Origin of the sequence: Pseudomaricurvus sp., assembly GCF_965662505.1 — a bacterium.
Lineage (GTDB): Bacteria > Pseudomonadota > Gammaproteobacteria > Pseudomonadales > Cellvibrionaceae > Pseudomaricurvus.
Map to the genome: position 1 here is coordinate 1 of NZ_CBFIHX010000019.1, position 22,102 is coordinate 22,102.

Consider the following 22,102-nt stretch of genomic DNA (forward strand, 5'->3'; position numbering starts at 1 on the left):
ACACTGGAGCTGATGGCATGTCAGAAATAATGGATCACGAGAGTCATCAAACTCCGCAGGATGAGCCAATGACACCGGCAGATAGCGGTTCACACAGTCACCACTGACTTAAACTTGAACGAGGAGTACCCCATGCGTTTATTGCACACCATGCTGAGAGTTGGAGATCTGAAAGCCTCCATTGATTTTTATACCAACATCATGGGGATGGACCTACTGCGTCAAAAAGATCATCCCGACGGCAAGTTTACTCTGGCTTTTCTGGGGTATGGCAAAGAGTCTGAAAATACCGTGCTGGAATTGACCCATAACTGGGACACCGACAGCTACGACCTGGGCACAGCTTACGGCCATATCGCCATCGAGGTGGATGATGTTTATGAAGCTTGCGAGCGTATTCGTGCCGGAGGTGGCAAAGTGGTACGCGAAGCCGGGCCTATGAAACACGGCAGTACCGTTCTGGCGTTTGTTGAAGATCCGGATGGCTATAAGATTGAGCTGTTAGGAGCCAAGTAATCTACCGCTGTTTTAGAATAAGTGAAGCAAACCCGAAAACTATTGTCTAAAGTTTATACAGGGATGATCCGGTTGATCTCAATGAATCGAGTTAAGCCGATCAGGTAATTTGTTACAGGGCAAGGACTGGACGGTACAGAGAGCCTTTCATTGATCCTTGAAGGGCTCTATACCAGGGAGAAGCCTCATGTCAGAGCATGTCGCCACAGAGCCACTGCTGGAAGTGGAAAAAGTACTGCCAATATTGGATAAAATATCCATCTTTGGTGGTTTGACGGAATCCCAGCTGTATCAAATCTTTAAGCGTCTGAAACTGGTGCACTATCAGGCAGGGGAAACCATTTTTGAGGAGGGCGATAGCGCCTCCTATATCTATATTGTAGAGACCGGCAAAGTCGATCTGGTGTTTGATGTGGGTGGTCAGCCCAGATTGAAAGCGGAACTGGTGCCGGGCACCTGTTTTGGTGAAACCTCCGTTATTGGCATACAACCACATTCCGCTACCACCATCGCGATGGAAAAAACCGATCTTTTGGTACTGTCGGGCGAGGCTCTGGATGAAATGTACCAGTCGGATAAAGAGCTGTTTTCCATGCTGATTCTCAATATCGCCAGGGAATCCTGCCGTCGATTGTGCAAAACCAATCATAAGTTGCGCAGTTATCTGGTGCGTTATCCACAAGCCGCAGGCGATGGCATCATCGGATATTAAGGTATACCTGCGTAAATAGTGGATTTTTCAGGATTGGACTGTGGAAGTTGTCATCCGGGTTTTTTGTCCGCCTCTTAATTTAATTGATTGTCCAAACAAGCAATCGCTTTGATTAAAAAGTGGCCAAGACTTGGAGCAATACGGTCAATCTGCTAGTATTCCCGCCTTTTTCAAGCTCCCATGTGGCTTCTTCTGCCAAGCGATTCCTAATTTCCGCCAAGAGATTCCAATGTTTAAGTTAATTACTTCAGAACAAAACAACGTCAAAAATGACATGTTGTCCGGTATGACCGTGGCACTGGCTCTGGTGCCGGAAGCAGTGGCCTTTGCTTTTGTTGCCGGCGTAGAGCCGATGGTCGGTCTCTATGCGGCCTTTATGATGGGGTTACTGACTTCAATCTTTGGTGGCCGTCCGGGGATGATTTCCGGTGCAACGGGGGCCACGGCGGTCGTCATGGTGTCACTGGTCGCGGTTAACGGTATCCAATATCTGTTCGCGGCTGTGTTACTGGCCGGTTTGATACAGATTTTGGCCGGTGTCCTTAAGTTGGGTAAATTTATCCGGATGGTACCTCACCCGGTGATGCTGGGCTTTGTGAACGGTCTGGCGATTGTGATCTTTTTGGCCCAGCTGGGGCAGTTCAAGGTCGAAACCAGCGATGGCGTCATGGAGTGGATGCAGGGCGACATGCTTTACATCATGGGTATTCTGATTTTTGCCACTATGATGATCATGCATTTTCTGCCGAAGCTGACGACGGCGATCCCATCCGGTCTGGTGGCCATTGTTGCCGTTACCCTGGTGGTGGTTGGCTTTGATCTGGAAGCCCGTACGGTCATCGATTACGTTCGCGATATGCTGCCAGCAGATCAGGCAGCCGATGCCACTCTGAAGGGTGAGTTGCCGAGCTTTGCGATTCCTATGGTGCCGTTCACCTGGGAAACGCTGATGATTATTCTGCCGTATTCCATTGTGATTGCAGCCATTGGTTTGATTGAATCTCTGTTGACCATGTCATTGATCGATGAGCTGACTGATACCCGTGGTCAGGGTAACCGCGAATGTATCGGGCAGGGGATTGCCAACACCACCAACGGTTTCTTCGGTGGTATGGGTGGTTGCGCCATGATCGGTCAGTCCATGATCAACATTAATTCCGGTGGTCGTGGACGTTTGTCTGGTATTACTGCTGCGTTGGTACTGCTGGCGTTTATCCTGTTTGGTGCACAATTCATCGAGATGATTCCTCTGGCTGCGCTGGTTGGCATCATGTTCATGGTGGTACTGGGAACGTTTGAGTGGTCTTCCTTCCGGATTATGCGCAAGGTGCCATTTACCGATGCCATGATCATCGTGTTGGTATCCGGCGTCACTGTCTTTTATGACCTCGCCATTGCTGTCGTTGTGGGTGTGATCGTGTCCGCGTTGGTGTTTGCCTGGAAACACGCACAGCATATTCAGGCGGATATTTCGGTCGATGAAGAGGGCCATAAAGTTTATGACCTGCGCGGTCCTATCTTCTTCGGTTCTGTCAGCAATTTTAAAGAGTTGTTTGATATCCAGAACGATCCGGAACACGTGGTTATTGAGTTCAAGCGCTCGCGGATCAGTGATCACTCGGGGATTGAGGCTCTGGATACCCTGGCCGAGAAGTACAAGGCCCATGGCACCACGCTGCATTTGCGCCACCTGAGCCCGGAGTGTCGCCAATTACTGAAAAAAGCTGGCAGCCTGTGTGAAGTGAATGTGGTGGAAGATCCGAAATACCACGTGGCTTCAGACGCCCTTGGCGGATAATGATCTGTCATAATTAGCCCCCTTTACGGGGGCTAATAGCTCAACGAATTAACCTTTTCCCGTTTAGAGTATTCTGCTCTTAACTCTCCTTATTCATACTCTTTACGACCCTCCGAACTATACTTTCTCTACCTACCAGAGGAGGTATGAATATGAACTTTCTCCCAGCAGAAACTTACCTGGCCGAGCATCAAATCAAGTTTGATACCCTGGTACATCCGCTGTCGTTTTCATCTATGCAAACTGCGCATTCGGCGCGTATTTCACCATCGAGTCTGGTGAAATCGGTGGTGCTGTGGAACGGCGATGACTACGTCATGTGCCTGTTGCCTGCATCCCATGTGCTGGTTTTAAATTGGGTGGATATGGAAACTGGCGACAAGCACCGTCTGGCAACGGAGAGTGAGGTCGAGCGTCTGTTGCAAGGCTGCGAGCCTGGTGCTGTACCTGCCTTGGGGCAGGCGTTTGATATTCCTGTCCTGTGGGATCACTGTCTGGCCAAACTGGATGAAGCCTATTTTGAAGCCGGCGATCACAAGCGATTGATTCATATGGAAGGGGATGAATTCCGCTCTTTGCTGGATCAGGATTGTGCTATTTCATTGAGCTGTTCACCCGACACCTTGGAATATTACCAATATATCCATTAGCGCTTGGCGTGTTGCCATCCACAAGTAGTTATTCACTTGTCCTACTTTGGATGGAACTTTACAGTCAGAAGGGTGGCTGAATTCCTACCCGTCGGTCGTGCCTCGTAAGTTTTCAGGTTTACCTGTTACACTGTCTCATTACGGTGAATGGAAGCTCGGGGAGGCGTGACCCACTGATGAAGACTCTGTACTGGCATGATTACGAAACCTGGGGCGAGGTGCCGGCCAAAGACCGAGCTTCGCAGTTCGCAGGTATTCGCACTGATGAAGACCTCAATGTCATCGGCTCTCCGCTGGTGATTTATTGCCAGCCGACTCGTGATGTTTTGCCAAAGCCGGAGGCTTGTCTGGTCACCGGGTTATCCCCTCAAAAAGCCTTGGCTGAAGGTATACCCGAGCCTGAATTTATTGCGGCTATTCACGCGGAGTTGTCCATGCCGGGCACCTGCGGCGTGGGCTACAACACCTTGCGTTTTGACGATGAAGTGACTCGCTATACGCTGTACCGCAATTTTTATGATCCCTATGAACGTGAATGGCGCAATGGCAATTCCCGTTGGGACATCATCGATATGGTGCGCCTGACGCGGGCACTGCGTCCCGATGGAATTGAGTGGCCGAATCACGAGGATGGCAAGCCCAGTTTCAAGCTGGAGCACATTACCGCTGCCAATGGTATTGGTCATGAGTCCGCACACGATGCCTTATCCGATGTGCACGCCACCATCGCGGTGGCCAAGTTGATTAAAGAGCGGCAGCCGGCTCTGTATGATCATATCTATCAGTTGCGCAATAAACGCAAGGTGGCGGAATTGATTGATCTGGTGAATCGAAAACCTTTACTGCATATCTCATCCATGTTTCCTGCGGAAAATGGCTGTGCGGCGATTGTGGCTCCGCTGGCCATGCACCCCACCAATAAAAATGCCGTTATTGTGTGTAATTTGTCAGTCGATCCGCAGGCACTGATCAATCTGTCGGCCGAACAGATCGCTGAAAAACTCTACACCCGTACGGAAGATCTGGCAGAGGGAGAGGAACGCATTCCTCTGAAACTGGTTCATCTGAATAAGTGCCCGGTACTGACAACGGTTAAGTTGCTGGACGATGAGGCCGCAACCCGCCTGCATATCGATAAAGCATTGTGTGAGAAGCACTGGCAGCAATTAAAAACGGTTAATCTTAAAGACAAATTGCATCAGGTGTTTGCAAATTCCAATTTTGCACCTTCCCCGGATCCCGAACAGCAGCTGTATGGCGGCTTTCTCAAGGACGCAGATAAGCGCACCTGCGAGCGTGTTCGCAGTGCCTCCGTTGAGCAGTTTTCCAGTCAGAACTTTGTGTTTGAAGACGCGCGTCTTACAGCCATCTTGTTTCGCTATCGAGCGCGTTATTACCCGGAGTCCCTGACCGAGGATGAACGCCAGGAGTGGGAGAGCTGGCGTCAGGCATGGCTAACCAATCCCGAGATGGGTGCGGGTATTACCTTGCCAGAGTTGTCTCAGAGACTGACGAATATTCGTCAGGAGCGTGAGCTGAACGATGAACAACATCAGCTTCTTAGCGATCTTGAAGCCTATGCCGCCGAATTGTTATAAACGTTGCTTTAAGGGTTACGACAGCTGATGGATACTGAAAAAGTTTTGATTCTGGTGGATGTGCAAAATGTCTACTACACCACCCGTCAGGTGTTTTCCCGTAATTTTGATTACAACGTCTTCTGGGTGCAGGCAACCGGAGGGCGTCAGGTTCACAAGGCGTTTGCTTACGCCATCGATCGTGGCGACACTCAGCAGAAGCAGTTCCAGAATATCTTGAGAGCGATTGGGTTTGAGGTAAAACTGAAACCCTATATTCAGCGCAGTGACGGCTCCTCCAAGGGCGACTGGGATGTCGGGATTGCCGTTGATGCTCTGGATTATGCCGGCGAGGTCGATCGTGTCGTCCTGGTCTCCGGGGATGGAGATTTTGATGTGCTGGTGACGCGGCTTCAAGAAAAGTTTGGCGTCCATGTCGACGTTTACGGAGTCAAGTCGTTAACAGCGGCTTCTCTGGTTTCTGCCGCGTCTGATTACTTCCCTATTGAAAACGACCTATTATTGTCCCGGTAGTGATTGTCTCGCCAGTTGTGGTCTCGCTAGTTGTATCCTTTAGAACCTTCTTCTCCTTTTAACACACTCCACGAAATTCTTATCCTTCTACTATACTTCGACCAGTGATCTGGAGAGATTCTGGCGCGGGGCTGCGGTTTCTGTATTTTGCGCTCTCTATTTCAGCTTGTTCTCTTCCTGATTCGATGGGTGCACTCGATTTATAAAGTTTTAAGGATGTTTTTTCGATGAAACAAACGGTACAGGTTATACGGATATTGTGTATTGGCTTCGCATGCTTGTTTGCCTCCCAGAGCTATGCCGCAGAACTGCCAGATGCAAAAACCATCCAGGCGGCGGTGGATAAGGCCTATAAAGATTACAAAACACTGGCAGAGGGGGCTAACGCGGATTATATCCCCGCTTTGGCGAAAGTGGACCCAAACCTTTACGGTATAGCTTTGGTGACTGCAGACGGAAAGCTCTACAAAGCAGGCGATTTGGCAACGGAAGTCTCTATTCAGTCGATCTCCAAAGTCTTCACAATGGCTAAAGTGATCAATGAGTCCGGGGTGAATTCTATCTACGATAACATGGGTGTTGATGCGACCGGGCAGGTCTTTAATTCCATTGTTGCCATTGAGCAGAACCAGGGCGCTGAGATGAATCCATTAGTGAATCCCGGCGCGATTGCCACAACCAGCATGGTCAAAGGTGGCGATGGTAAAGCAGTTTGGGATTCTATCCTGAATTACTACAGTGATTTTGCCGGACGTCAATTGAGTGTGCTGGACGATATTTATCAATCGGAAGCGGCAACCAATCAGCGCAATCAGGCTCTGGCCATGCTGATGAAAGCCTACGGCCACATTGAAGGGAATGCTCTGGAAGCCACTGACATCTACACCCGCCAATGTTCAGTGGGGGTGAACGCTAAGGATTTGGCTGTCATGGCTGCCACCCTGGCCAATGGTGGTAAAAACCCGATCAGTGGTAAAACCCTGGTCAAAGCCGAGGATGTTCCGGAGATACTGGCCGTCATGGCGACAGCGGGCTTGTACGACGATGCCGGAAAATGGCTCTACAAAACCGGTTTGCCAGCCAAGAGTGGCGTCGGTGGAGGTATTATTGCGGTGTCGCCCGGGAAGTTTGGTGTTGCGGTGATTTCTCCTCCTTTGGATCCTGCGGGTAACAGCGTGAGAGCGCAGAAAGCAATAGCGGACATTTCCAATGCACTGGGTGGCAACCCCTATCAGATCATTCCACACTGAGTTCAACAGAGTCACAGGCTGCCGACACTGTGCTTCTGATTTTTTCGTCGGTATTTCTCTATTCAGTCATAGGTTACTGTGAACTGTTTGGTTTAATAACTCTAAATGCAGAGGTGAAGATATGGATGTGACAGCGTTAATCATTATGCTTTTAATCGGTGCCGTTGCTGGCTGGCTTGCGGGTAATCTGATGGCCGGAGGCGGTTTCGGTTTATTGGGGAATATCGTGGTTGGCATTATTGGGGCCGTGGTTGGAGGTTTCCTGTTTGGATTGTTAGGGATTTCGGCTGGAGGACTGATTGGCTCGATCATAACCGCCACGGTGGGTGCGGCTGTACTGCTGTTTGTGGTGGGGCTTATCAAGAAGTGACGATATTACAGTAACGAAAACAGTTAAGAACAGATGAAGTGAACTACCTGGTTGTTAATAAAAAAAGCCGCAAATAGCGGCTTTTTTTATGGATGTTAACGGTACAGCCATCGCTTGGACATTTTTCCAATACCTGCATTCAAACTGTTGGTGGGATCAAGTTGACGATAGTTTTCAGCCAGTGTTGGTTTTGCATGATACTGATGCCCGACATTGTGTTCTGCCGGGTACTCTGCTCCCCGTTCATTCTGTAGCGTCAGAAGTGCTTCTTTAACGGCAGTGAGATCTTCTCCCTTTTTCACCAAATAATCCTGATGAAATACATGGCAGAAAAAGTGACCATAATAGAGTGTGTGTGCGAGTTTTGACGCTAATGATTCGGGTAACTGTTCCTGCCATTGCGGCTCACTGCGTTTTAAGGCGATGTCCAGAGCGATAAGTCCTTCTATTTCGTCCTTATTGATCTGGGCGTATTGAATGGCTGCACCCGCGGCGGAAAAACGCAGCAGATACGCTGATCGACTTTCCTCGGAATCACACAGCAGCGTGTGCAGATCAGATTGCTGTTCAAGCGGCGTCAGAATGTCTTGAATGTCTTTCAAATCATGGGCTTTGATGGTGAGAATCAATTGGTGTTCAAAGCGTTGATTGTATTCGTGCAAACGGGGACTGACCTGTGAGGGGAACCAGTTGGCTATACGATAAATAGCCTTATCCACCAGGTTGGATTTTATCCAGGGCAGGGCGATCAACAGTTGAGTCAATTGACGTTTCAATTTGAAGAATGCCGGCAAGTAGTCCGTGCCGAAGGTCTGAATCATTAAGACCGTATCCCGTCCATAACGATCTGAAAGTTCAAATACCTCTCTGTGCAGGTATTCTGCGGATACGGGGAGATTCCGGGCTTTTTCCAGTATGTTCCGGCGAACAGCTTCCATCGTTGCTGTTGAATTGGTGCCGAGGTACAGCGTGTGATCTTCACCCTCCTGCAAGAAGGTATCCATGCGCACTGCAAATACGGCGAGCTTACCTGCGCAACCACTGGCTTCATGCAGGCGACGTGGGTCCGCATTAAACCGGGCTGGCGAGTCGCTGTGAATATGCCTGACCCACTCAGAGTATTCCTGATCTGATGCTTTTTTCGTGGATGTCTTAATGTCTTCTTCAGTAAAGTCGCCGGATTGTAAACGCTTCAGAATTTCTTCAGGGGTATCGCCGAGTGCCAGATCGAGATGATTCACCAGTTCCAGTTGGCCTTCATGATTGACTTTGGCATATAGAGCCAGCTCGGTGTACGCCGGTCCTCTTTGCACAAGGGAGCCGCCGGAATTGTTGCAGATACCTCCGACAATGGAGGCACCGATACAGGATGATCCGATAACCGAGTGGGGTACACGTCCGTAGGGCGCCAAAACCTTTTCCAATGAAAACAGGCTGGCGCCGGATAGGGCAATGATTTGTTTCTGCTGTTCGAGTACGTGAATGCCGTCAATACGACTGGTGCTGATGACTATGGTTGGTCTGTCGCAGCCTTCGGTTGGCGTAGACCCACCTGTTAATCCGGTGTTGGCTGCCTGCATGACGACAATTACCCGGGCTTCGACGCATAATTGCAGTAATTGCCACTGTTGCCACAGGGTTGAGGGGCGTACCACTGCCAGCACCGGGCCGCCGCCTTCACGAAACCCTTGTCGATAAGGGGCCGTTGAACGTTTACTGGTGAGCAGATGACGTCTGCCCACAACGTTTTGCAGCGCTTTCAATAAAGACTGATAAGGCATCAGGTAATAAGACTCCGAGCGTATAGACCTGGTCTGAAGGTGCACCTCAATGATGGCTTACTGTAACTTGTTCCGCGGCAGGCTGTGGCTGCTTCGTCGTTGCTGAGTCCGCTGATTTTCACCGGCCAGCAGTGGGGGAGCATCCAGCTGATTGAGCGGTTGGCTGTCATTTCGGTTCAGAGCACCGTCGGCAGCCAGTGATAGGTAGCGAGAGCAGCAGACGCGCAGAAACGACGTGAAGTTGCCGACATCGTGATCGGCATCCAGTGATTCCAGATACAAGCGGGTGATCAGTTGTCCGACACTCAAGTCGTCTCGCAGAGCTATTTCTTCCAGTAAATCCCAGAAAAACTGCTCCAGACGAATCGATGTCGCCATCCCGTCAATCCGCAGAGAGCGGGTTTTACTGCTCCAGAGTTCGCTGTCCGCGTCGATAAACAATTGGCACATAAGCTTAATGCTCCCGATGGAATGCTGAATGACGACTTAAAGCTACGTACAAGAATTAAAACTACGTACAAGAACTAAAACCACGTACAAGAATTAAAACCAGGTACAAGAATTAAAACAAAGCCACAAACTGTTGCAGCATGGCAGGGTGTGCGGGCCAGGCCGGTGCGGTCACCAGTTTACCATCGGTAACCGCCTGATCCACTGGCAGAGACACATATTCTGCACCGGCCAGTTTTACCTCAGGTTCGCAGGCCGGATAGGCCGATACTCGCTTACCGGATAACACCCCCGCAGCTGTCAGAATTTGAGGGCCGTGGCAAATCGACGCCACTGGCTTATCGGCTTCGAAAAAGGCCTGTACGATTTTAAGTACTTCCTCGTTCAGTCGAAGATACTCAGGAGCCCGGCCACCGGGAATGTAGAGGGCATCATAGTCATCAGCGTTGACGTCATCAAAGCTGGCGTTCAACTCAAAGTTGTGTCCTCGTTTCTCACTGTAGGTTTGATCACCTTCAAAGTCGTGGATGGAGGTGGGGATCGCCTCTCCAGCTTTTCGATCAGGGCATACGGCATCGACTTGATGGCCCATGGCCAGAAGAGCCTGAAAAGGCACCATGTTTTCATAATCTTCTACAAAATCGCCGGTAATCATCAGTACTTTAGCCATGAAATACTCCTCGCAAGCTTTTTGAATAAGGTAAACGCTATAGATCTTGATCTTGAAGAATAGTTGTTCGTCTCAAGAATCAAGTCGTAAAAAGCTATTTAAACACGGAAATTCTCAGGGCAGGTGTTACTCTGTTACTACGTTTTCGTTACTACGTTTTCGTTACTACGTTTTTAGTTACTAGGTTTTCAGTACTACGTTTCGGATCAGTTCGCAGAGAGGGTTTTTCTGCCGGAATATCCGCTTTAATCAAACCGTAAGGAGTGAGCCAGAATGAAAGTGTTACTCAGAGTCGCGGTGTTGGCCGCTGTATCTGTAGTGGTTGCGTGTGATTCAGGATCAGGGGAATCAGAACCCAAGGGGGTTATTCCAGAACATCAAATGGACGCGTTGGATAAAGCGAAAGGGGTGGAGCAGATGTTGGAGGAGTCCAGCAAGCAGCGTAATGAGATGTCGGAAGACTGAATGCAGCTCGTGTGAACTGCATTCAGACGTCTACTATTCCTCAGAATAACTCACAGAGTAGGCTCAGAACAACTCAGAGAGTATGGCCCAGAACAGCTCACTGAGGCTAATCAGAGTTGATCGAATCGGTCTGCATTCATGATCTTGTTCCATGCTGCGATAAAGTCATGAACAAACTTATCTTTGGAATCGTCTTGTGCGTAAACCTCTGCCAGCGCTCGTAACTGGGAGTTAGAGCCAAAAATCAGATCGACCCGTGAGCCTGTCCATTTAAGCTCACCGGTTTTTCGGTCGCGCCCTTCAAAGATATCGTCATCCTGAGTGGCTTTCCACTCGGTGTTGATGTCGAGGATGTTCACGAAAAAGTCATTGGTGAGGGTTTCCGGAGCCTGGGTTAGAATGCCGTGTGAGGTTTGTCCGGTATTCGTGTTAAGAGCTCTCATGCCACCGACTAAAACAGTCATCTCTGGTGCAGTCAATGTCAGAAGCTGAGCCTTGTCCACCAACAGCTCCTCTGCCGATACGCTGTATTTGGCTTTCAAAAAGTTTCGGAAGCCGTCTGCTGCGGGCTCAAGTGGCGTAAACGAGTCGACATCGGTTTGCTCTTGAGTAGCATCAGTACGACCAGGAATAAACGGTACATCGATATTATGCCCGGCATCCTTTGCGGCTTTTTCAATGGCAGCACAACCACCCAATACAATCAGGTCGGCAAGTGAGACGCGCTTGCCGTCGCTCTGTCCCTTGTTGAACTCTTCTTGCATGCCTTCCAGAGCTTTCAGGACCTTGGCCAGTTGATCGGGTTGGTTCGCCGCCCAGTCTTTCTGCGGTGCAAGGCGAATACGAGCCCCATTGGCGCCACCGCGCATGTCAGAGCCACGGAAGGTGGAGGCAGAGGCCCATGCAGTTGTAACCAGCTCGCTAACGGATAAGTCAGAAGCCAGAAGCTTGCCTTTCAGAGCCGAGATATCGTGGTCGTCAATCAGTTCATGATCGACGTCCGGCAGCGGGTCCTGCCAGATCAATTCCTCGGAGGGCACTTCTGGGCCAAGGTAACGAGCAACTGGGCCCATATCCCGGTGAGTCAGTTTGTACCAGGCGCGGGCAAACGCATCGGCAAACTCTTCAGGATTCTCGTGGAAGTGTTTGCAGATTTTCCGGTAGGCAGGGTCTTCGCGCATGGCCATGTCCGCTGTGGACATCATAATGGGCATACGCTTGGAAGGATCCTCCGCGTCAGGCGCCATGTCCTCTTCTTTGAGCCCCTTGGGCTGCCACTGGTGCGCACCGGCTGGACTTTTGGTTAATTCCCACTCGTAGCCGAACAGGACATTTAGATAACTCATGTCCCAGGTAGTGGGTGTGGGCGTCCAGGCGCCTTCCAGGCCGCTGGTGATGGTGTCACGGCCCTTGCCGCTGCCAAAGCTGTTTTTCCAGCCGAGACCCATTTCTTCAAGGGGGGCGGCTTCTGGTTCGGGCCCTACATGATCGTCGGGATTGGCGGCACCGTGGGTTTTACCGAAGGTATGGCCGCCACAGGTCAAGGCTGCTGTTTCGTAGTCATCCATTGCCATACGAGCAAAGGTTTCACGGATATCCCGCGCTGATGCGAGAGGGTCAGGTTTGCCATCCGGTCCTTCAGGATTGACGTAGATCAGACCCATTTGTACCGCGGCGAGAGGGTTTTCCAGATCCCGATCGCCGGAGTAGCGGCTTTTGGGGTTGTCGCTGGCGGCCAGCCATTCGTCTTCAGCACCCCAGTTAACGTCTTCTTCGGGCTCCCAGATATCTTCCCGACCACCGGCGAAGCCAAAGGTTTTAAAGCCCATGCTTTCCAGGGCGCAGTTGCCTGTCAGGATCATCAGGTCGGCCCAGGATATCTTGTTGCCGTACTTTTGTTTGATCGGCCAGAGCAGTCGGCGTGCTTTATCGAGACTGGCGTTATCGGGCCAGCTGTTGAGGGGGGCAAAGCGCTGGGAGCCTGACCCAGCACCGCCTCGGCCATCACCTATACGGTAGGTCCCAGCGCTGTGCCAGGCCATACGAATAAAGAATGGGCCGTAGTGGCCGTAGTCTGCAGGCCACCAGTCCTGTGAGTCAGTCATCAAGGCATACAGGTCTTTTTTCAACGCTCTTAAATCGAGCTTTTTAAACTCTTCCGCGTAATTGAAGCGTTCCTCCATGGGGTTGCAGAGCGCAGAGTTCTGATGAAGGATTTTCAGGTTCAGTTGATTGGGCCACCAGTCTTGATTGGCGGTACCTCTGTCGTCCATTTGTGTCCGTGAACCGTGCATGACAGGGCATTTACCACCAGTTTGACTACCGCTCATAACATTCTCCATTTGGCTTTATACAGGGTTGTATAGTTTGTTTTTATATCAATACTGGTGCCTGGACAGAAATTGTGGATATTCAGTGACCCAATAGTTTTCTTATATGGCTTGTTTGTTTCGTAGAAATTGTAGCTTATAAAGGGGTAAAGCATAGTCGATTACAATCAATTTACCATGGCGTGTAATTAGGCCTCTGTGGTGGTCTACCCGAGATGGTCTTTAAATGGAGGTTCTAGACTTCAAGAACATTTCTGAGGACTGCGTGTCACATCTCTCTACACAATTGACCTGGTCGGTAACTAATGCAATCCTTGAGGAAGTATTGTCTGGCATATAAGGAATACGCTCGCATGGAGAATAGCCACAGGTTGGGTCGAAGTGTCTCAATCCGGGTGAAAATTGCCCTGACGACTGGGGTGTTGGCGGTCATAATCTGGTGTATTCTCGCGGGCTTCAGTTATCGTGTAACCGGCGTTGTACTGCAAACGGCCAGTCAGAATATGTTCGATGCGGCGACCCGTTCAGTCAATGATGCCATTCTATCCACCTACCGTCCTGTTGAGCGTTCCACATCGATTTTGGCGTTTAGTCTATTGGGTGCAGCAAATACAGTAGAAGAATGTCAGGCACTTCTCCCCCTATTAACGGAAATCCTCGAAAAGCTTTCGACCGCGACTGCAATTCAACGCGGTGATATTAACGGTAACTATTTTATTGTCCGAAAACTGCAGGATACTTCACTGCGTTTACGCTTTGACGCACCGAAGGAATCCAAGTGGGTCGTTGATAATATTGTTGGGAAAACTGGTGCGCACACTCGCAGGTTTTATAGTGAGCAACTGTCCGAGATCGATGTGCGTCAGTTGGTAAGCTCAGAGTACGATCCAAGAGCTCGTCCCTGGTTTAAAGCCTCGTTAAATACTCAGGACACCATTACCACCGACCCTTATGTGTTCTTTTTTATGCGCAGTGTGGGGGTCACAGTGGCTCGGGCAAACCGTGATAAAACTGCCGTGATCGCTACGGATATTACACTTAAGTCGATTGCCCACAGTTTGCAAAAAAATCGAATCACTCCCTCCACAGAAAGTGTTTTGATGACGGAGCAGGGAGTTATGGTCTGGAGTGTCGATGCGCCAGGTTTGGTGGATACCAATGATGGTTTGCGACGCCCTACGTTGAGAGAACTGGGGGTGCCGGTTTTTAATCAAATAGCTGCGGGAGTTGTACCTGATGACTGGCTGGTGCATAAGTCGACCCTGAAACTCACTGATAGCATCAGCCCCGATTTGTTAATCGCGGTTCCTAAAGCTGAGTTGTTAAGCGAACTCAGTGATGAGCGCAATAAGTTATTGATTGTGTCATTGGCGATGCTGTTTTTGCTGATACCGGTTGCCTGGCTTCTGGCGAGTCGAATATCCACGCCACTCAGAGAGTTGCACAGGGCCATCTCAGACGTTGGAAAGGGCAATATTAATTTTTGGCTGCCGTCAGTCAAAAGCAAGGATGAAGTGGGAGATCTTAATCTCGCTCTGCGTACTATGCGTCAATCCTTGATGCAGCATGTTGAAGACCTGGCCACAGCCCGGACTGCTCGCGAGAAGATGGAAAGTGAGCTGGATGTAGCTCGCAGAATTCAAATGAGCTTGGTGCCCGGCAATGGGGAAATGGCCATCCCTCTGGGGCAAGATGAACTCTATGCCCGATTGCTTCCCGCGCGAGCTGTCGGTGGAGATCTGTATGAAACGATCAGGCTTCCAGATGGCCGATATTTTATTGCGGTGGGCGATGTGTCAGATAAGGGCATTCCCGCCGCCTTGTTTATGTCGCGAGCCTGTACCCTGGCCAAATTATTAATTCCGAGAGAAACCAGTCTGGCGGAATTGGTGGCATCCTTAAATGATGAGCTGGAAGAGGGCAATGATGCCTGCATGTTCATTACCCTGTTTTGCGCCATTTATGATTCTACTACAGGGCATCTTCAATGCGTGTGTGCAGGACACAATCCGCCAATGATCGTCAATGCGGAAGGCACGGTTATGATGGTGATCGCCACGGGTGCTCCGCTTGGGCTTTTTCCTGGCAATGAGTATCTCGAGACCAATACTGTTCTCGATTTTGGTGAACGATTGGTGATCTATACTGATGGTATTACGGAAGCCTTTGATCCCCGGCGTAATGAGTTCACAGATGTTCGCCTGTTTAACTTGCTGACGGATCAAGGGGTAAGCAATACGGTAACCGAGGCGGGTGAGGAACTTCTGAAGGCAGTATCCGATTTTTCCGGCGAAGCCGACCAGTCTGATGATATCACCCTGATGATTCTGGATCGTAAAACCCTTCGTGCTGAATCCGAATACAGAGCTGAAGATGATCGTACTGATGAAACCGGTTTTTCACTGCCAGCACCTTTTACATTTAAAGTGCCTCTTGATCTCAGTGATAGCGCGTTTCCTGTTCGGGACTCAGTGGATGCTCTTCAGCGTTTTGGCATGGATCACCAAATTCCGTCAGCAGTTATTGAAGAGTTGATGGTGGTTCTGGATGAGGTGATTAGCAATATTGTTAAATACTCACAAGACCCTACCGGAGAAGCATCGTTGTTGTTGACGCTGGAACAGAAAGCCATTGTGTTTAAATTTGTGGATCAGGGTATACCTTTTAACCCATTGGGTCAGAGTGCTACTGATCTTGACGTGCCAGCGGAGGATTTGGCTGAAGGCGGGATGGGTATTCAGCTCATTCTCTCCATGACGGATCATCAGGTTTATGAACGAGTATTTGCTATGAATGTACTGACGTTGTCCCGAAACCTATTGGAATAGGTTGTTGATGAAACGATTAATTTAGAGTTGTACTTTGATGGTTTCAGGGGCGATGACAGATTGTTGTCAAATGTGTGAGTTAATTTCAGGGGAAAGAAAGCTATGCCATTAAACATTGACGTGAATCAGAAACAAACCCGTGCTTTAAAAATTGCGCTTGAAGGTTCTTTGGATAGTGAGACTGCGCCAGATCTCGAAAAGATCGTCTCGGAGATCGGTGAAGAAGTGCAACTGGTTATTTTTGATATGAAAGATCTGACGTTTCTGAGCTCGGCTGGACTTCGCGTTATTTTTTCAACGTTGAAACGCCAGAAAGCTAAGGGTGGGCGCGTCGCTGTCAGCCACATGAGTCCGGGAGTCAAAAAGGTCTTTGAAATTGTGAAGGCTCTGCCTGATTTGACGGTCTTTGCCAGTGTTGAAGAGATGGACGCATACCTGGCTTCTTTCCAGTAGACGTTTTAATGGCGGATATTGAAGCTTGGTCTAATCTGAAAAAGACATTTTAATTTAACAGCAAGGATGGACCATACAATGACGTTAGCCAAAAAGCTGGGTGCAGAGTTTATAGGGACATTTTGGTTGGTTTTGGGTGGCTGTGGCAGTGCAGTGCTGGCAGCCGCTTTTCCGGATGTGGGGATTGGTTTACTCGGCGTATCTCTCGCGTTTGGCCTGACGGTCTTAACGATGGCCTTTGCCATTGGTCATATTTCAGGTTGTCATTTAAATCCAGCCGTGTCTTTTGGGTTGTGGATGGGCGGGCGATTTCCGGTTGCTGAACTGGTTCCTTACATCATTGCCCAGGTCTTGGGCGGTTTGTTGGGTGGGGCTATTCTATATGTAATTGCTTCCGGACAGGCCGGGTTTGATGTCACGGCGGGTTTTGCTTCCAATGGTTACGGTGAACACTCTCCCGGAGGTTACAGTCTGATGGCTGCCTTGACCTCAGAAATTGTGATGACGTTTATGTTCCTGATAATCATCCTTGGGGCAACGGATAAGCGGGCTCCACAGGGTTTTGCGCCCATTGCGATTGGTTTGGGCCTCACTCTGATTCACTTGATCAGCATTCCCGTCACCAACACCTCGGTCAATCCTGCTCGCAGTACCGGGGTGGCATTGTTTGAAGGCGGTTGGGCTATTTCGCAACTATGGCTGTTTTGGATTGCGCCTATCGTGGGTGCGGTCTTGGCTGGGTTGGTGTATCGCTGGTTTGAAACCGAAGATTAACGGGTCGATAACCGGGAAAGAGCCAGTTCCGCCTGGGACTGGCTAAATCCATTGTTCTTTCGATGTTGAGGTGACCAGCCCAGAATGAACCGGTGAAAATCAGCCCAGGCGAAAGGAAAGAGCTCCCGCCATTCTTTTTCCAGGTCGTCGAGGTTAATCTCGCCCTTATTCGTGGATACTGACACCGTTTGGCGCAATGCCATAAAGTATTCATCCAGTAAGCTTTCATAGTGTTTTTGACAAGCTTCCTCGCTCAGGCAGCTACCGAGAAAATACACCACATCTTTCATCCCGCAACCGCCACCCACGTATTGAAAGTCTACGGCTGCGACGTGATGCCCATCATGACTGAAGCAGAAATTGGCAACCTTGGCATCACCGTGGACAAGGGTTTTGTATCGGCATGCATCCAGACGCTGATCAATAGCCAGCGCGTTTGTTTTAAGCGCGGAGTCAGCCATTTTCTCCAACTCATCAGGACGGGTATCGAGATGCCAGTAAGTTCCCTTGGGCCACAATCCATCTGGCCAGGGGGAGGGTGGGTTCTGTGTTAAAAACTGTGCGTGAAAACCCGCCAGCCAGCGAAGACAGACTTTGCTGCGCTCCGGGGTAAGATCCTCAGCTCTGAGGAAATAACCGCTGGCATCAAGGTCTTCCAAAATGATGTACGTGAGAGAGCTTTGCTGATCGGTGAAGGTGCCGTAGCAACGGGCCACTGTGCAGGTGTCATTGCACTGGCTCGCCCAGTGTTGATACCAGCAGGCTTCGACTTCGTAGGAGCGCAACTTGCGCTGATGTGACAGTGGCGTATTCCAGCCCCTTGGGTGGTTTGCTTCCTCTGGCGGCTGGATGGTTTTGACCACGACGCTGGAAGGCTTATTGATGTCGTTAGCGGATTCTTCAGTACGGCTGGCGTATTCTTCAGTACAGTCGTAAGGTGCTGCCAATTGGCTGGCAGCAGGATCATAGCTCAGGTGAAAGCGGACAATACTGCCATACCCGCTCCAAAGCTCTTGCAGTGTTTCGATGGGTACGGCCCGATGGGCACCGAATAGTTGTGTCAGATGTGACTGAATGTCCAAAAGCGTTTTACCTGTACTTGTCTGAATCCGGGCTGGGCAGTGGCAGCATAAAACAATAAATGCGAAACCATAAAAAACGCCCCAATGGGGCGTTTTACTGGAACCTGCTCTGGGCAGACTCTATCGTGAATGAGAGTCCGGATGAAGTGTTATTCGTCACTCCATTTAAAATCCTTGTACTCTTCACGCAGGTCTTTTTTGCTGAGTTTTCCAGTGGCAGTGTGAGGCAGGGAATCGACAAACACACAGTCTGCCGGCGTCCACCATTTGGCGACCTTGCCATCGAACCACTCCAGCATTTCGGCTTCCGTCAGGGTTTCACCTTCTTTCACAATGGCGAGCAGCAGTGGGCGTTCGGTCCATTTGCTATGGTAAACACCAATAACAGCGGCTTCGGCCACCTTGGGATGGTTGACCGCGCAATTCTCCAGATCAATGGAAGAAATCCATTCGCCACCGGACTTGATGACGTCTTTGGTACGATCGGTGATCTGCATTAGGCCGTCAGAAGACATACAGGCCACATCGCCTGTTTCAAACCAGCCATTTTCGTCTGCACCGCCGGAATCCAGTTTGTAATAAGACTCTGTGATCCAGGGGCCACGAACCTTGACCGAGCCGGACGATTTTCCGTCCCAGGGCAGTTCGTTGCCATCTTCATCTTCAATACGCATGTCCACACCGAAGATGGGGCGACCCTGCTTGAGGCGGTTGGCCATGTATTCGTCTTTGGGCAGTTCCTTTTCATGCAGGTTTGGACGGTTATACGTGCCCAGAGGGCTCATTTCCGTCATGCCCCAGGCGGTTTGAACTTCGACATTATGCTTGTCGGCAAACTCTTCAATGATCCGCTGAGGGCAGGCAGCACCACCTACTGTCAGACGCTGCAAGCTGGGCACTTTCTCGCCGGAAGTTTCCAGATACTGCAATAGAGCCAGCCAAACGGTGGGGACACCGGCAGATGAGGTGATTTTGTGGGTGTTGATCAGGTTACACAGGGTTTCGCCATCGCCCATCTTGGGGCCAGGCATGACCATCTTTGCGCCTACCATGGGGCCTGAGTAGACCAGTCCCCAGCCGTTGACGTGAAACATGGGCACGATCGGCATAACCACTTCACGGGAGGACATGCTCATCGCATCAGGCAGGGAGCAGGCGTACACGTGAAGAATGGTTGAGCGGTGGTCGTAAACCACGCCCTTGGGGTTTCCTGTGGTGCCTGAGGTGTAGCACATGGCGGAAGCGGCGGTTTCGGCCAGTTCCGGCCAGTCAAACGTATCCGGCTTGTCAGCGATCAGGGTTTCATAGCAAATCGCATTGCGCAGGCTGGTGTCTGGCATATGGGCTTCGTCCGTCAGGACAATGAATGCCTCGACGTTGGGCACTAAGTCCTGCACTTTTTCCAGAACGGGCACAAAGGCGACATCGATGAAGATCCAGCGGTCTTCCGCGTGATTAATGATGAATTCCAGCTGTTCCGGGAACAGGCGAGGGTTGACGGTGTGACACACCATGCCGGAGCAGGAGATCGCGTAATACAGCTCCAGATGACGGTAATCGTTCCAGGCCAGAGTCCCAATGCAATCGCCTTCTTTCGCACCAAGATCTTGCAGGGCATTGGCCAGCTTGCGGACACGCTTAAAGGCGTCCCCATAGGTGTAGCTGTGGCAGGGGTTGTCGGCGGTCACGGAGACGATTTCGGCCGCACTGTGTACCTTGTCGGCAAACTTCATCAGTGACGTGATCGTCAATGGTGTATTCATCATTGTGCTATGCATTAGCTTTCTCTCGCAGTCAGAAGTGAGATGGCTTACCGGAAACCGTGGGGTTCCAGAAATTTTGTTATTTTTGCTGAATGATTAAACGCTCAGCCTGTTCGTATGCATGGGCTACCGTGGGTGCTGTGGTGGGCCGTTTTGCCTCTTGTTGATCCACAACCGCTTTTGTAGCTCTGCCTTCCTCTCTCGCCCGAAGTATATTCAAACAAACGTTTAAATGGTAGGTGTGGAGAGATCAAATGGTGACCAGTGATAAGCTAACGGTCACGAAAAGTATTCGTTGTCTTTGGTTTGATCGACGACTTATCCCTGCAATTTCTTATCCCTGCAATTTACTGACCAGTAAACTTTTATTAAATCCACAAAACTCTTCTTTAAACCCCAAAGCTCTTTTTTAAACCCTGGCAACGCATTTTTAAAGCCAAGAAACACTCTTTAAAAAGAATGGCATGTTTCAATGAACGTTACATGTTTTTAAAGGTGTAGCGTGCCACTTTGCATCAACGTTAGTGGCTGAGGTCAGCCGATCTCGGGGACTAGCCGATCACTGAGACAGGTCAAGCACCGAGACTCAAGGGTATAACGATTACTGGATGATTTTGATCCACTCGCCAGGGCTGGGTTCCCCGCGCGGGTAATAGCCATTCAGCAGGCGCAGTTGATCTTCTGCAAACTTGCCTAAGGGTACAACTTCTGCAAGACGTTTAAAGGTCGTTTGGTCATTGGCTTTTACGTAATGTATTTTTTGGCTTTTGCCTGATACTTTGCGCGCCGTTTGAGATGGGCGAAACGAGTGAATACTGGCGAGAAACTTTTCGTCATCGGTTTTGGGGCTTCCCTTTTCCTGTTCATTTGCTGGGGCTCCACTGTCGTTAAAGACAACGCCTTTGATGATGTAAACTCGCCGTCCCTGATAGAGCACGGCCAACCGCGAGGGGTGGGGGTTGCTGGAGCTGGCGGGTACAACACCGGTATGGCCAATCAATCCGAACTGGGAAAAGGGTTCCGATTGCTGCAGTGCTGTGACCTTAAGCTGCTCGCGGATGTACACGTCCGGGGCAATGGGCGTTCTGAGAATGTCCACCTGGATACTCATTTGAGCGTGACCGTCCGGCGCTTTGGAGAGAATCTGGCGACGCTGATTTTCTGGTTGCCAACCCTGCGGGAAATCGATACTGAAGCCCAGCTTGCTGTGGCTGTAGGTATTGTTCTGGGCGGCTTTGAGGGTTTTGGGGTTGTAATTGATGCCGTATAACACGCCTTCGGTCGCTTCTCTGAACTCTGCCCGGTTATCGATACCGCTTTGATCTTTGTAATGTTCACTGGCTTTGCCAACCGCTTCTTGCAGGCGCTCGTCGTTGCGCGGGTGAGTGGCGAAGACTCCGTGATACGTTGCGGTTTTTTGTCCGGTTGCACGAGCCATACGGCGGGCGAAGCGCTCCTGATCCTTGAGAACACCGATGACTTCAATCATGGCATTAGGGTTGTAGCCACTGTTGTAAAGATATTCCGCCCCCAGGCTGTCAGCTTCCAGCTCCATGTCCCGGCCATAGCCCATGACCGCAGCGGTACCCCAGAGGTCAGTGACGTCACCGATCATAGTGCTGCCTGTGGTGAGTACAGAGAGTACAGTGACAACACTGGAGCTCTTGCGCGCGGTGTCCTGTTTCACGGAATGCCGGGCGGTTACGTGGCCTATCTCGTGAGCCATCACCGCAGCCAGTTGCGCTTCAGAATCCAGATACGTTATCAGACCACGATTGACGTAGATGTAACCGCCAGGGAGAGCGAAAGCATTAATGTCCGGGCTGTCGATAATGGTAAAGGTGTACTCCAGTTCGGGACGATCGCCGTTTTTAGCGAGTTTCTGGCCGATACGTTCAACATAGGCTTGCAGCTTTTCATCCTGGTACACGGGTGTGGATTCCAGAATCTTCTCGTGCAGTTCCTTCCCAAGTTCGATTTCCTTATTTTCGCTCATAAAAACCAGGTTCGGCATACCACTGGCTGGATTGACAGAACAGCCGCCGAGATTCAGCAGCGCAATCGCGAAGATAAAGAAGATGATCAAGCGGTGGTACATG

Annotated in this window: 19 protein-coding genes; 12 read left to right on the forward strand and 7 right to left on the reverse strand. The window is 50.3% G+C overall.

Annotated elements, in window-relative coordinates; all coding sequences use genetic code 11:
- The first annotated feature begins 132 nt into the window (after positions 1–132).
- The 8 genes from gloA to ACTG33_RS04340 all read left to right on the forward strand — a co-directional run bounded on the left by gloA (position 133) and on the right by ACTG33_RS04340 (position 7,407).
- Positions 133–516: a lactoylglutathione lyase gene (gene gloA, locus ACTG33_RS04305; protein WP_439133955.1), complete on the forward strand. Its 384-nt coding sequence runs from the start codon at positions 133–135 to the stop codon at positions 514–516.
- A 187-nt stretch (positions 517–703) separates the two neighbouring features.
- Positions 704–1,228, forward strand: a complete 525-nt coding sequence (locus ACTG33_RS04310; protein WP_439133956.1) for a cyclic nucleotide-binding domain-containing protein — start codon at positions 704–706, stop codon at positions 1,226–1,228.
- A gap of 229 nt (positions 1,229–1,457) precedes the next feature.
- Positions 1,458–3,026 (forward strand): SulP family inorganic anion transporter, encoded by a 1,569-nt coding sequence (locus ACTG33_RS04315; protein ID WP_439133957.1) that lies wholly within the window; start codon positions 1,458–1,460, stop codon positions 3,024–3,026.
- 152 nt (positions 3,027–3,178) lie between these two features.
- The gene (locus ACTG33_RS04320; RefSeq protein WP_439133958.1) at positions 3,179–3,676 is read left to right on the forward strand and encodes an aminoacyl-tRNA deacylase; all 498 of its coding nucleotides are present in this window, start codon (positions 3,179–3,181) and stop codon (positions 3,674–3,676) included.
- Between the two features lie 176 nt (positions 3,677–3,852).
- A complete protein-coding gene (gene sbcB, locus ACTG33_RS04325) occupies positions 3,853–5,274 on the forward strand; it encodes an exodeoxyribonuclease I (protein ID WP_439133959.1) in 1,422 nt (473 codons plus the stop codon).
- A 27-nt stretch (positions 5,275–5,301) separates the two neighbouring features.
- Entirely contained in the window at positions 5,302–5,787 is a 486-nt protein-coding gene (locus ACTG33_RS04330; RefSeq protein ID WP_439133960.1) for a LabA-like NYN domain-containing protein, read from the forward strand.
- 227 nt (positions 5,788–6,014) lie between these two features.
- The gene (gene glsA / locus ACTG33_RS04335) at positions 6,015–7,037 is read left to right on the forward strand and encodes a glutaminase A (RefSeq protein ID WP_439133961.1); all 1,023 of its coding nucleotides are present in this window, start codon (positions 6,015–6,017) and stop codon (positions 7,035–7,037) included.
- 121 nt (positions 7,038–7,158) lie between these two features.
- Positions 7,159–7,407 (forward strand): GlsB/YeaQ/YmgE family stress response membrane protein, encoded by a 249-nt coding sequence (locus ACTG33_RS04340; protein ID WP_439133962.1) that lies wholly within the window; start codon positions 7,159–7,161, stop codon positions 7,405–7,407.
- Positions 7,408–7,502: 95 nt separating this feature from the next.
- On the opposite strand, the gene dld is transcribed toward ACTG33_RS04340, so the two are convergent.
- The 3 genes from dld to ACTG33_RS04355 form a co-directional block, all read right to left on the reverse strand.
- Entirely contained in the window at positions 7,503–9,188 is a 1,686-nt protein-coding gene (dld, locus tag ACTG33_RS04345; RefSeq protein ID WP_439133963.1) for a D-lactate dehydrogenase, read from the reverse strand.
- A 57-nt stretch (positions 9,189–9,245) separates the two neighbouring features.
- Complete coding sequence (locus tag ACTG33_RS04350; RefSeq protein WP_439133964.1) at positions 9,246–9,638, reverse strand: ribbon-helix-helix domain-containing protein; 393 nt, start codon at positions 9,636–9,638, stop codon at positions 9,246–9,248.
- A gap of 112 nt (positions 9,639–9,750) precedes the next feature.
- Entirely contained in the window at positions 9,751–10,308 is a 558-nt protein-coding gene (locus ACTG33_RS04355; RefSeq protein WP_439133965.1) for a DJ-1/PfpI family protein, read from the reverse strand.
- Between the two features lie 273 nt (positions 10,309–10,581).
- Between ACTG33_RS04355 and ACTG33_RS04360 the strand changes: the two genes are divergently transcribed.
- Positions 10,582–10,773, forward strand: coding sequence for a hypothetical protein (locus ACTG33_RS04360; protein WP_439133966.1), 192 nt, complete (start codon positions 10,582–10,584; stop codon positions 10,771–10,773).
- Positions 10,774–10,883: 110 nt separating this feature from the next.
- Here the strand turns inward: ACTG33_RS04360 and katG are convergent, their stop codons facing one another.
- The gene (gene katG / locus ACTG33_RS04365; RefSeq protein ID WP_439133967.1) at positions 10,884–13,103 is read right to left on the reverse strand and encodes a catalase/peroxidase HPI; all 2,220 of its coding nucleotides are present in this window, start codon (positions 13,101–13,103) and stop codon (positions 10,884–10,886) included.
- Positions 13,104–13,456: 353 nt separating this feature from the next.
- Between katG and ACTG33_RS04370 the strand changes: the two genes are divergently transcribed.
- The 3 genes from ACTG33_RS04370 (at position 13,457) to aqpZ (ending at position 17,158) form a co-directional block, all read left to right on the forward strand.
- Entirely contained in the window at positions 13,457–15,931 is a 2,475-nt protein-coding gene (locus ACTG33_RS04370) for a SpoIIE family protein phosphatase (RefSeq protein ID WP_439133968.1), read from the forward strand.
- 102 nt (positions 15,932–16,033) lie between these two features.
- Complete coding sequence (locus tag ACTG33_RS04375) at positions 16,034–16,384, forward strand: STAS domain-containing protein (RefSeq protein WP_439133969.1); 351 nt, start codon at positions 16,034–16,036, stop codon at positions 16,382–16,384.
- A gap of 78 nt (positions 16,385–16,462) precedes the next feature.
- Positions 16,463–17,158, forward strand: coding sequence for an aquaporin Z (gene aqpZ, locus ACTG33_RS04380; protein ID WP_439133970.1), 696 nt, complete (start codon positions 16,463–16,465; stop codon positions 17,156–17,158).
- Here aqpZ and ACTG33_RS04385 read toward each other — a convergent pair.
- The 3 genes from ACTG33_RS04385 to ACTG33_RS04395 all read right to left on the reverse strand — a co-directional run bounded on the left by ACTG33_RS04385 (position 17,155) and on the right by ACTG33_RS04395 (position 22,101).
- Positions 17,155–18,240, reverse strand: a complete 1,086-nt coding sequence (locus tag ACTG33_RS04385; RefSeq protein WP_439133971.1) for an oxidoreductase family protein — start codon at positions 18,238–18,240, stop codon at positions 17,155–17,157. The genes aqpZ and ACTG33_RS04385 overlap by 4 nt on opposite strands.
- Before the next feature lie 149 nt (positions 18,241–18,389).
- Positions 18,390–20,018: a long-chain fatty acid--CoA ligase gene (locus tag ACTG33_RS04390; protein ID WP_439133972.1), complete on the reverse strand. Its 1,629-nt coding sequence runs from the start codon at positions 20,016–20,018 to the stop codon at positions 18,390–18,392.
- A gap of 586 nt (positions 20,019–20,604) precedes the next feature.
- A complete protein-coding gene (locus tag ACTG33_RS04395; protein ID WP_439133973.1) occupies positions 20,605–22,101 on the reverse strand; it encodes a M48 family metalloprotease in 1,497 nt (498 codons plus the stop codon).
- Position 22,102: the final 1 nt, after the last annotated feature.

Bases quoted from the DNA above. Each gene is read 5' to 3' on its own strand.
- gloA (WP_439133955.1), top strand. From the start codon at position 133: ATGCGTTTATTGCACACCATGCTGAGAGTTGGAGATCTGAAAGCCTCC.
- ACTG33_RS04310 (WP_439133956.1), top strand. From the start codon at position 704: ATGTCAGAGCATGTCGCCACAGAGCCACTGCTGGAAGTGGAAAAAGTA.
- ACTG33_RS04315 (WP_439133957.1), top strand. From the start codon at position 1,458: ATGTTTAAGTTAATTACTTCAGAACAAAACAACGTCAAAAATGACATG.
- ACTG33_RS04320 (WP_439133958.1), top strand. From the start codon at position 3,179: ATGAACTTTCTCCCAGCAGAAACTTACCTGGCCGAGCATCAAATCAAG.
- sbcB (WP_439133959.1), top strand. From the start codon at position 3,853: ATGAAGACTCTGTACTGGCATGATTACGAAACCTGGGGCGAGGTGCCG.
- ACTG33_RS04330 (WP_439133960.1), top strand. From the start codon at position 5,302: ATGGATACTGAAAAAGTTTTGATTCTGGTGGATGTGCAAAATGTCTAC.
- glsA (WP_439133961.1), top strand. From the start codon at position 6,015: ATGAAACAAACGGTACAGGTTATACGGATATTGTGTATTGGCTTCGCA.
- ACTG33_RS04340 (WP_439133962.1), top strand. From the start codon at position 7,159: ATGGATGTGACAGCGTTAATCATTATGCTTTTAATCGGTGCCGTTGCT.
- dld (WP_439133963.1), bottom strand. From the start codon at position 9,188: ATGCCTTATCAGTCTTTATTGAAAGCGCTGCAAAACGTTGTGGGCAGA.
- ACTG33_RS04350 (WP_439133964.1), bottom strand. From the start codon at position 9,638: ATGTGCCAATTGTTTATCGACGCGGACAGCGAACTCTGGAGCAGTAAA.
- ACTG33_RS04355 (WP_439133965.1), bottom strand. From the start codon at position 10,308: ATGGCTAAAGTACTGATGATTACCGGCGATTTTGTAGAAGATTATGAA.
- ACTG33_RS04360 (WP_439133966.1), top strand. From the start codon at position 10,582: ATGAAAGTGTTACTCAGAGTCGCGGTGTTGGCCGCTGTATCTGTAGTG.
- katG (WP_439133967.1), bottom strand. From the start codon at position 13,103: ATGAGCGGTAGTCAAACTGGTGGTAAATGCCCTGTCATGCACGGTTCA.
- ACTG33_RS04370 (WP_439133968.1), top strand. From the start codon at position 13,457: ATGGAGAATAGCCACAGGTTGGGTCGAAGTGTCTCAATCCGGGTGAAA.
- ACTG33_RS04375 (WP_439133969.1), top strand. From the start codon at position 16,034: ATGCCATTAAACATTGACGTGAATCAGAAACAAACCCGTGCTTTAAAA.
- aqpZ (WP_439133970.1), top strand. From the start codon at position 16,463: ATGACGTTAGCCAAAAAGCTGGGTGCAGAGTTTATAGGGACATTTTGG.
- ACTG33_RS04390 (WP_439133972.1), bottom strand. From the start codon at position 20,018: ATGCATAGCACAATGATGAATACACCATTGACGATCACGTCACTGATG.
- ACTG33_RS04395 (WP_439133973.1), bottom strand. From the start codon at position 22,101: ATGTACCACCGCTTGATCATCTTCTTTATCTTCGCGATTGCGCTGCTG.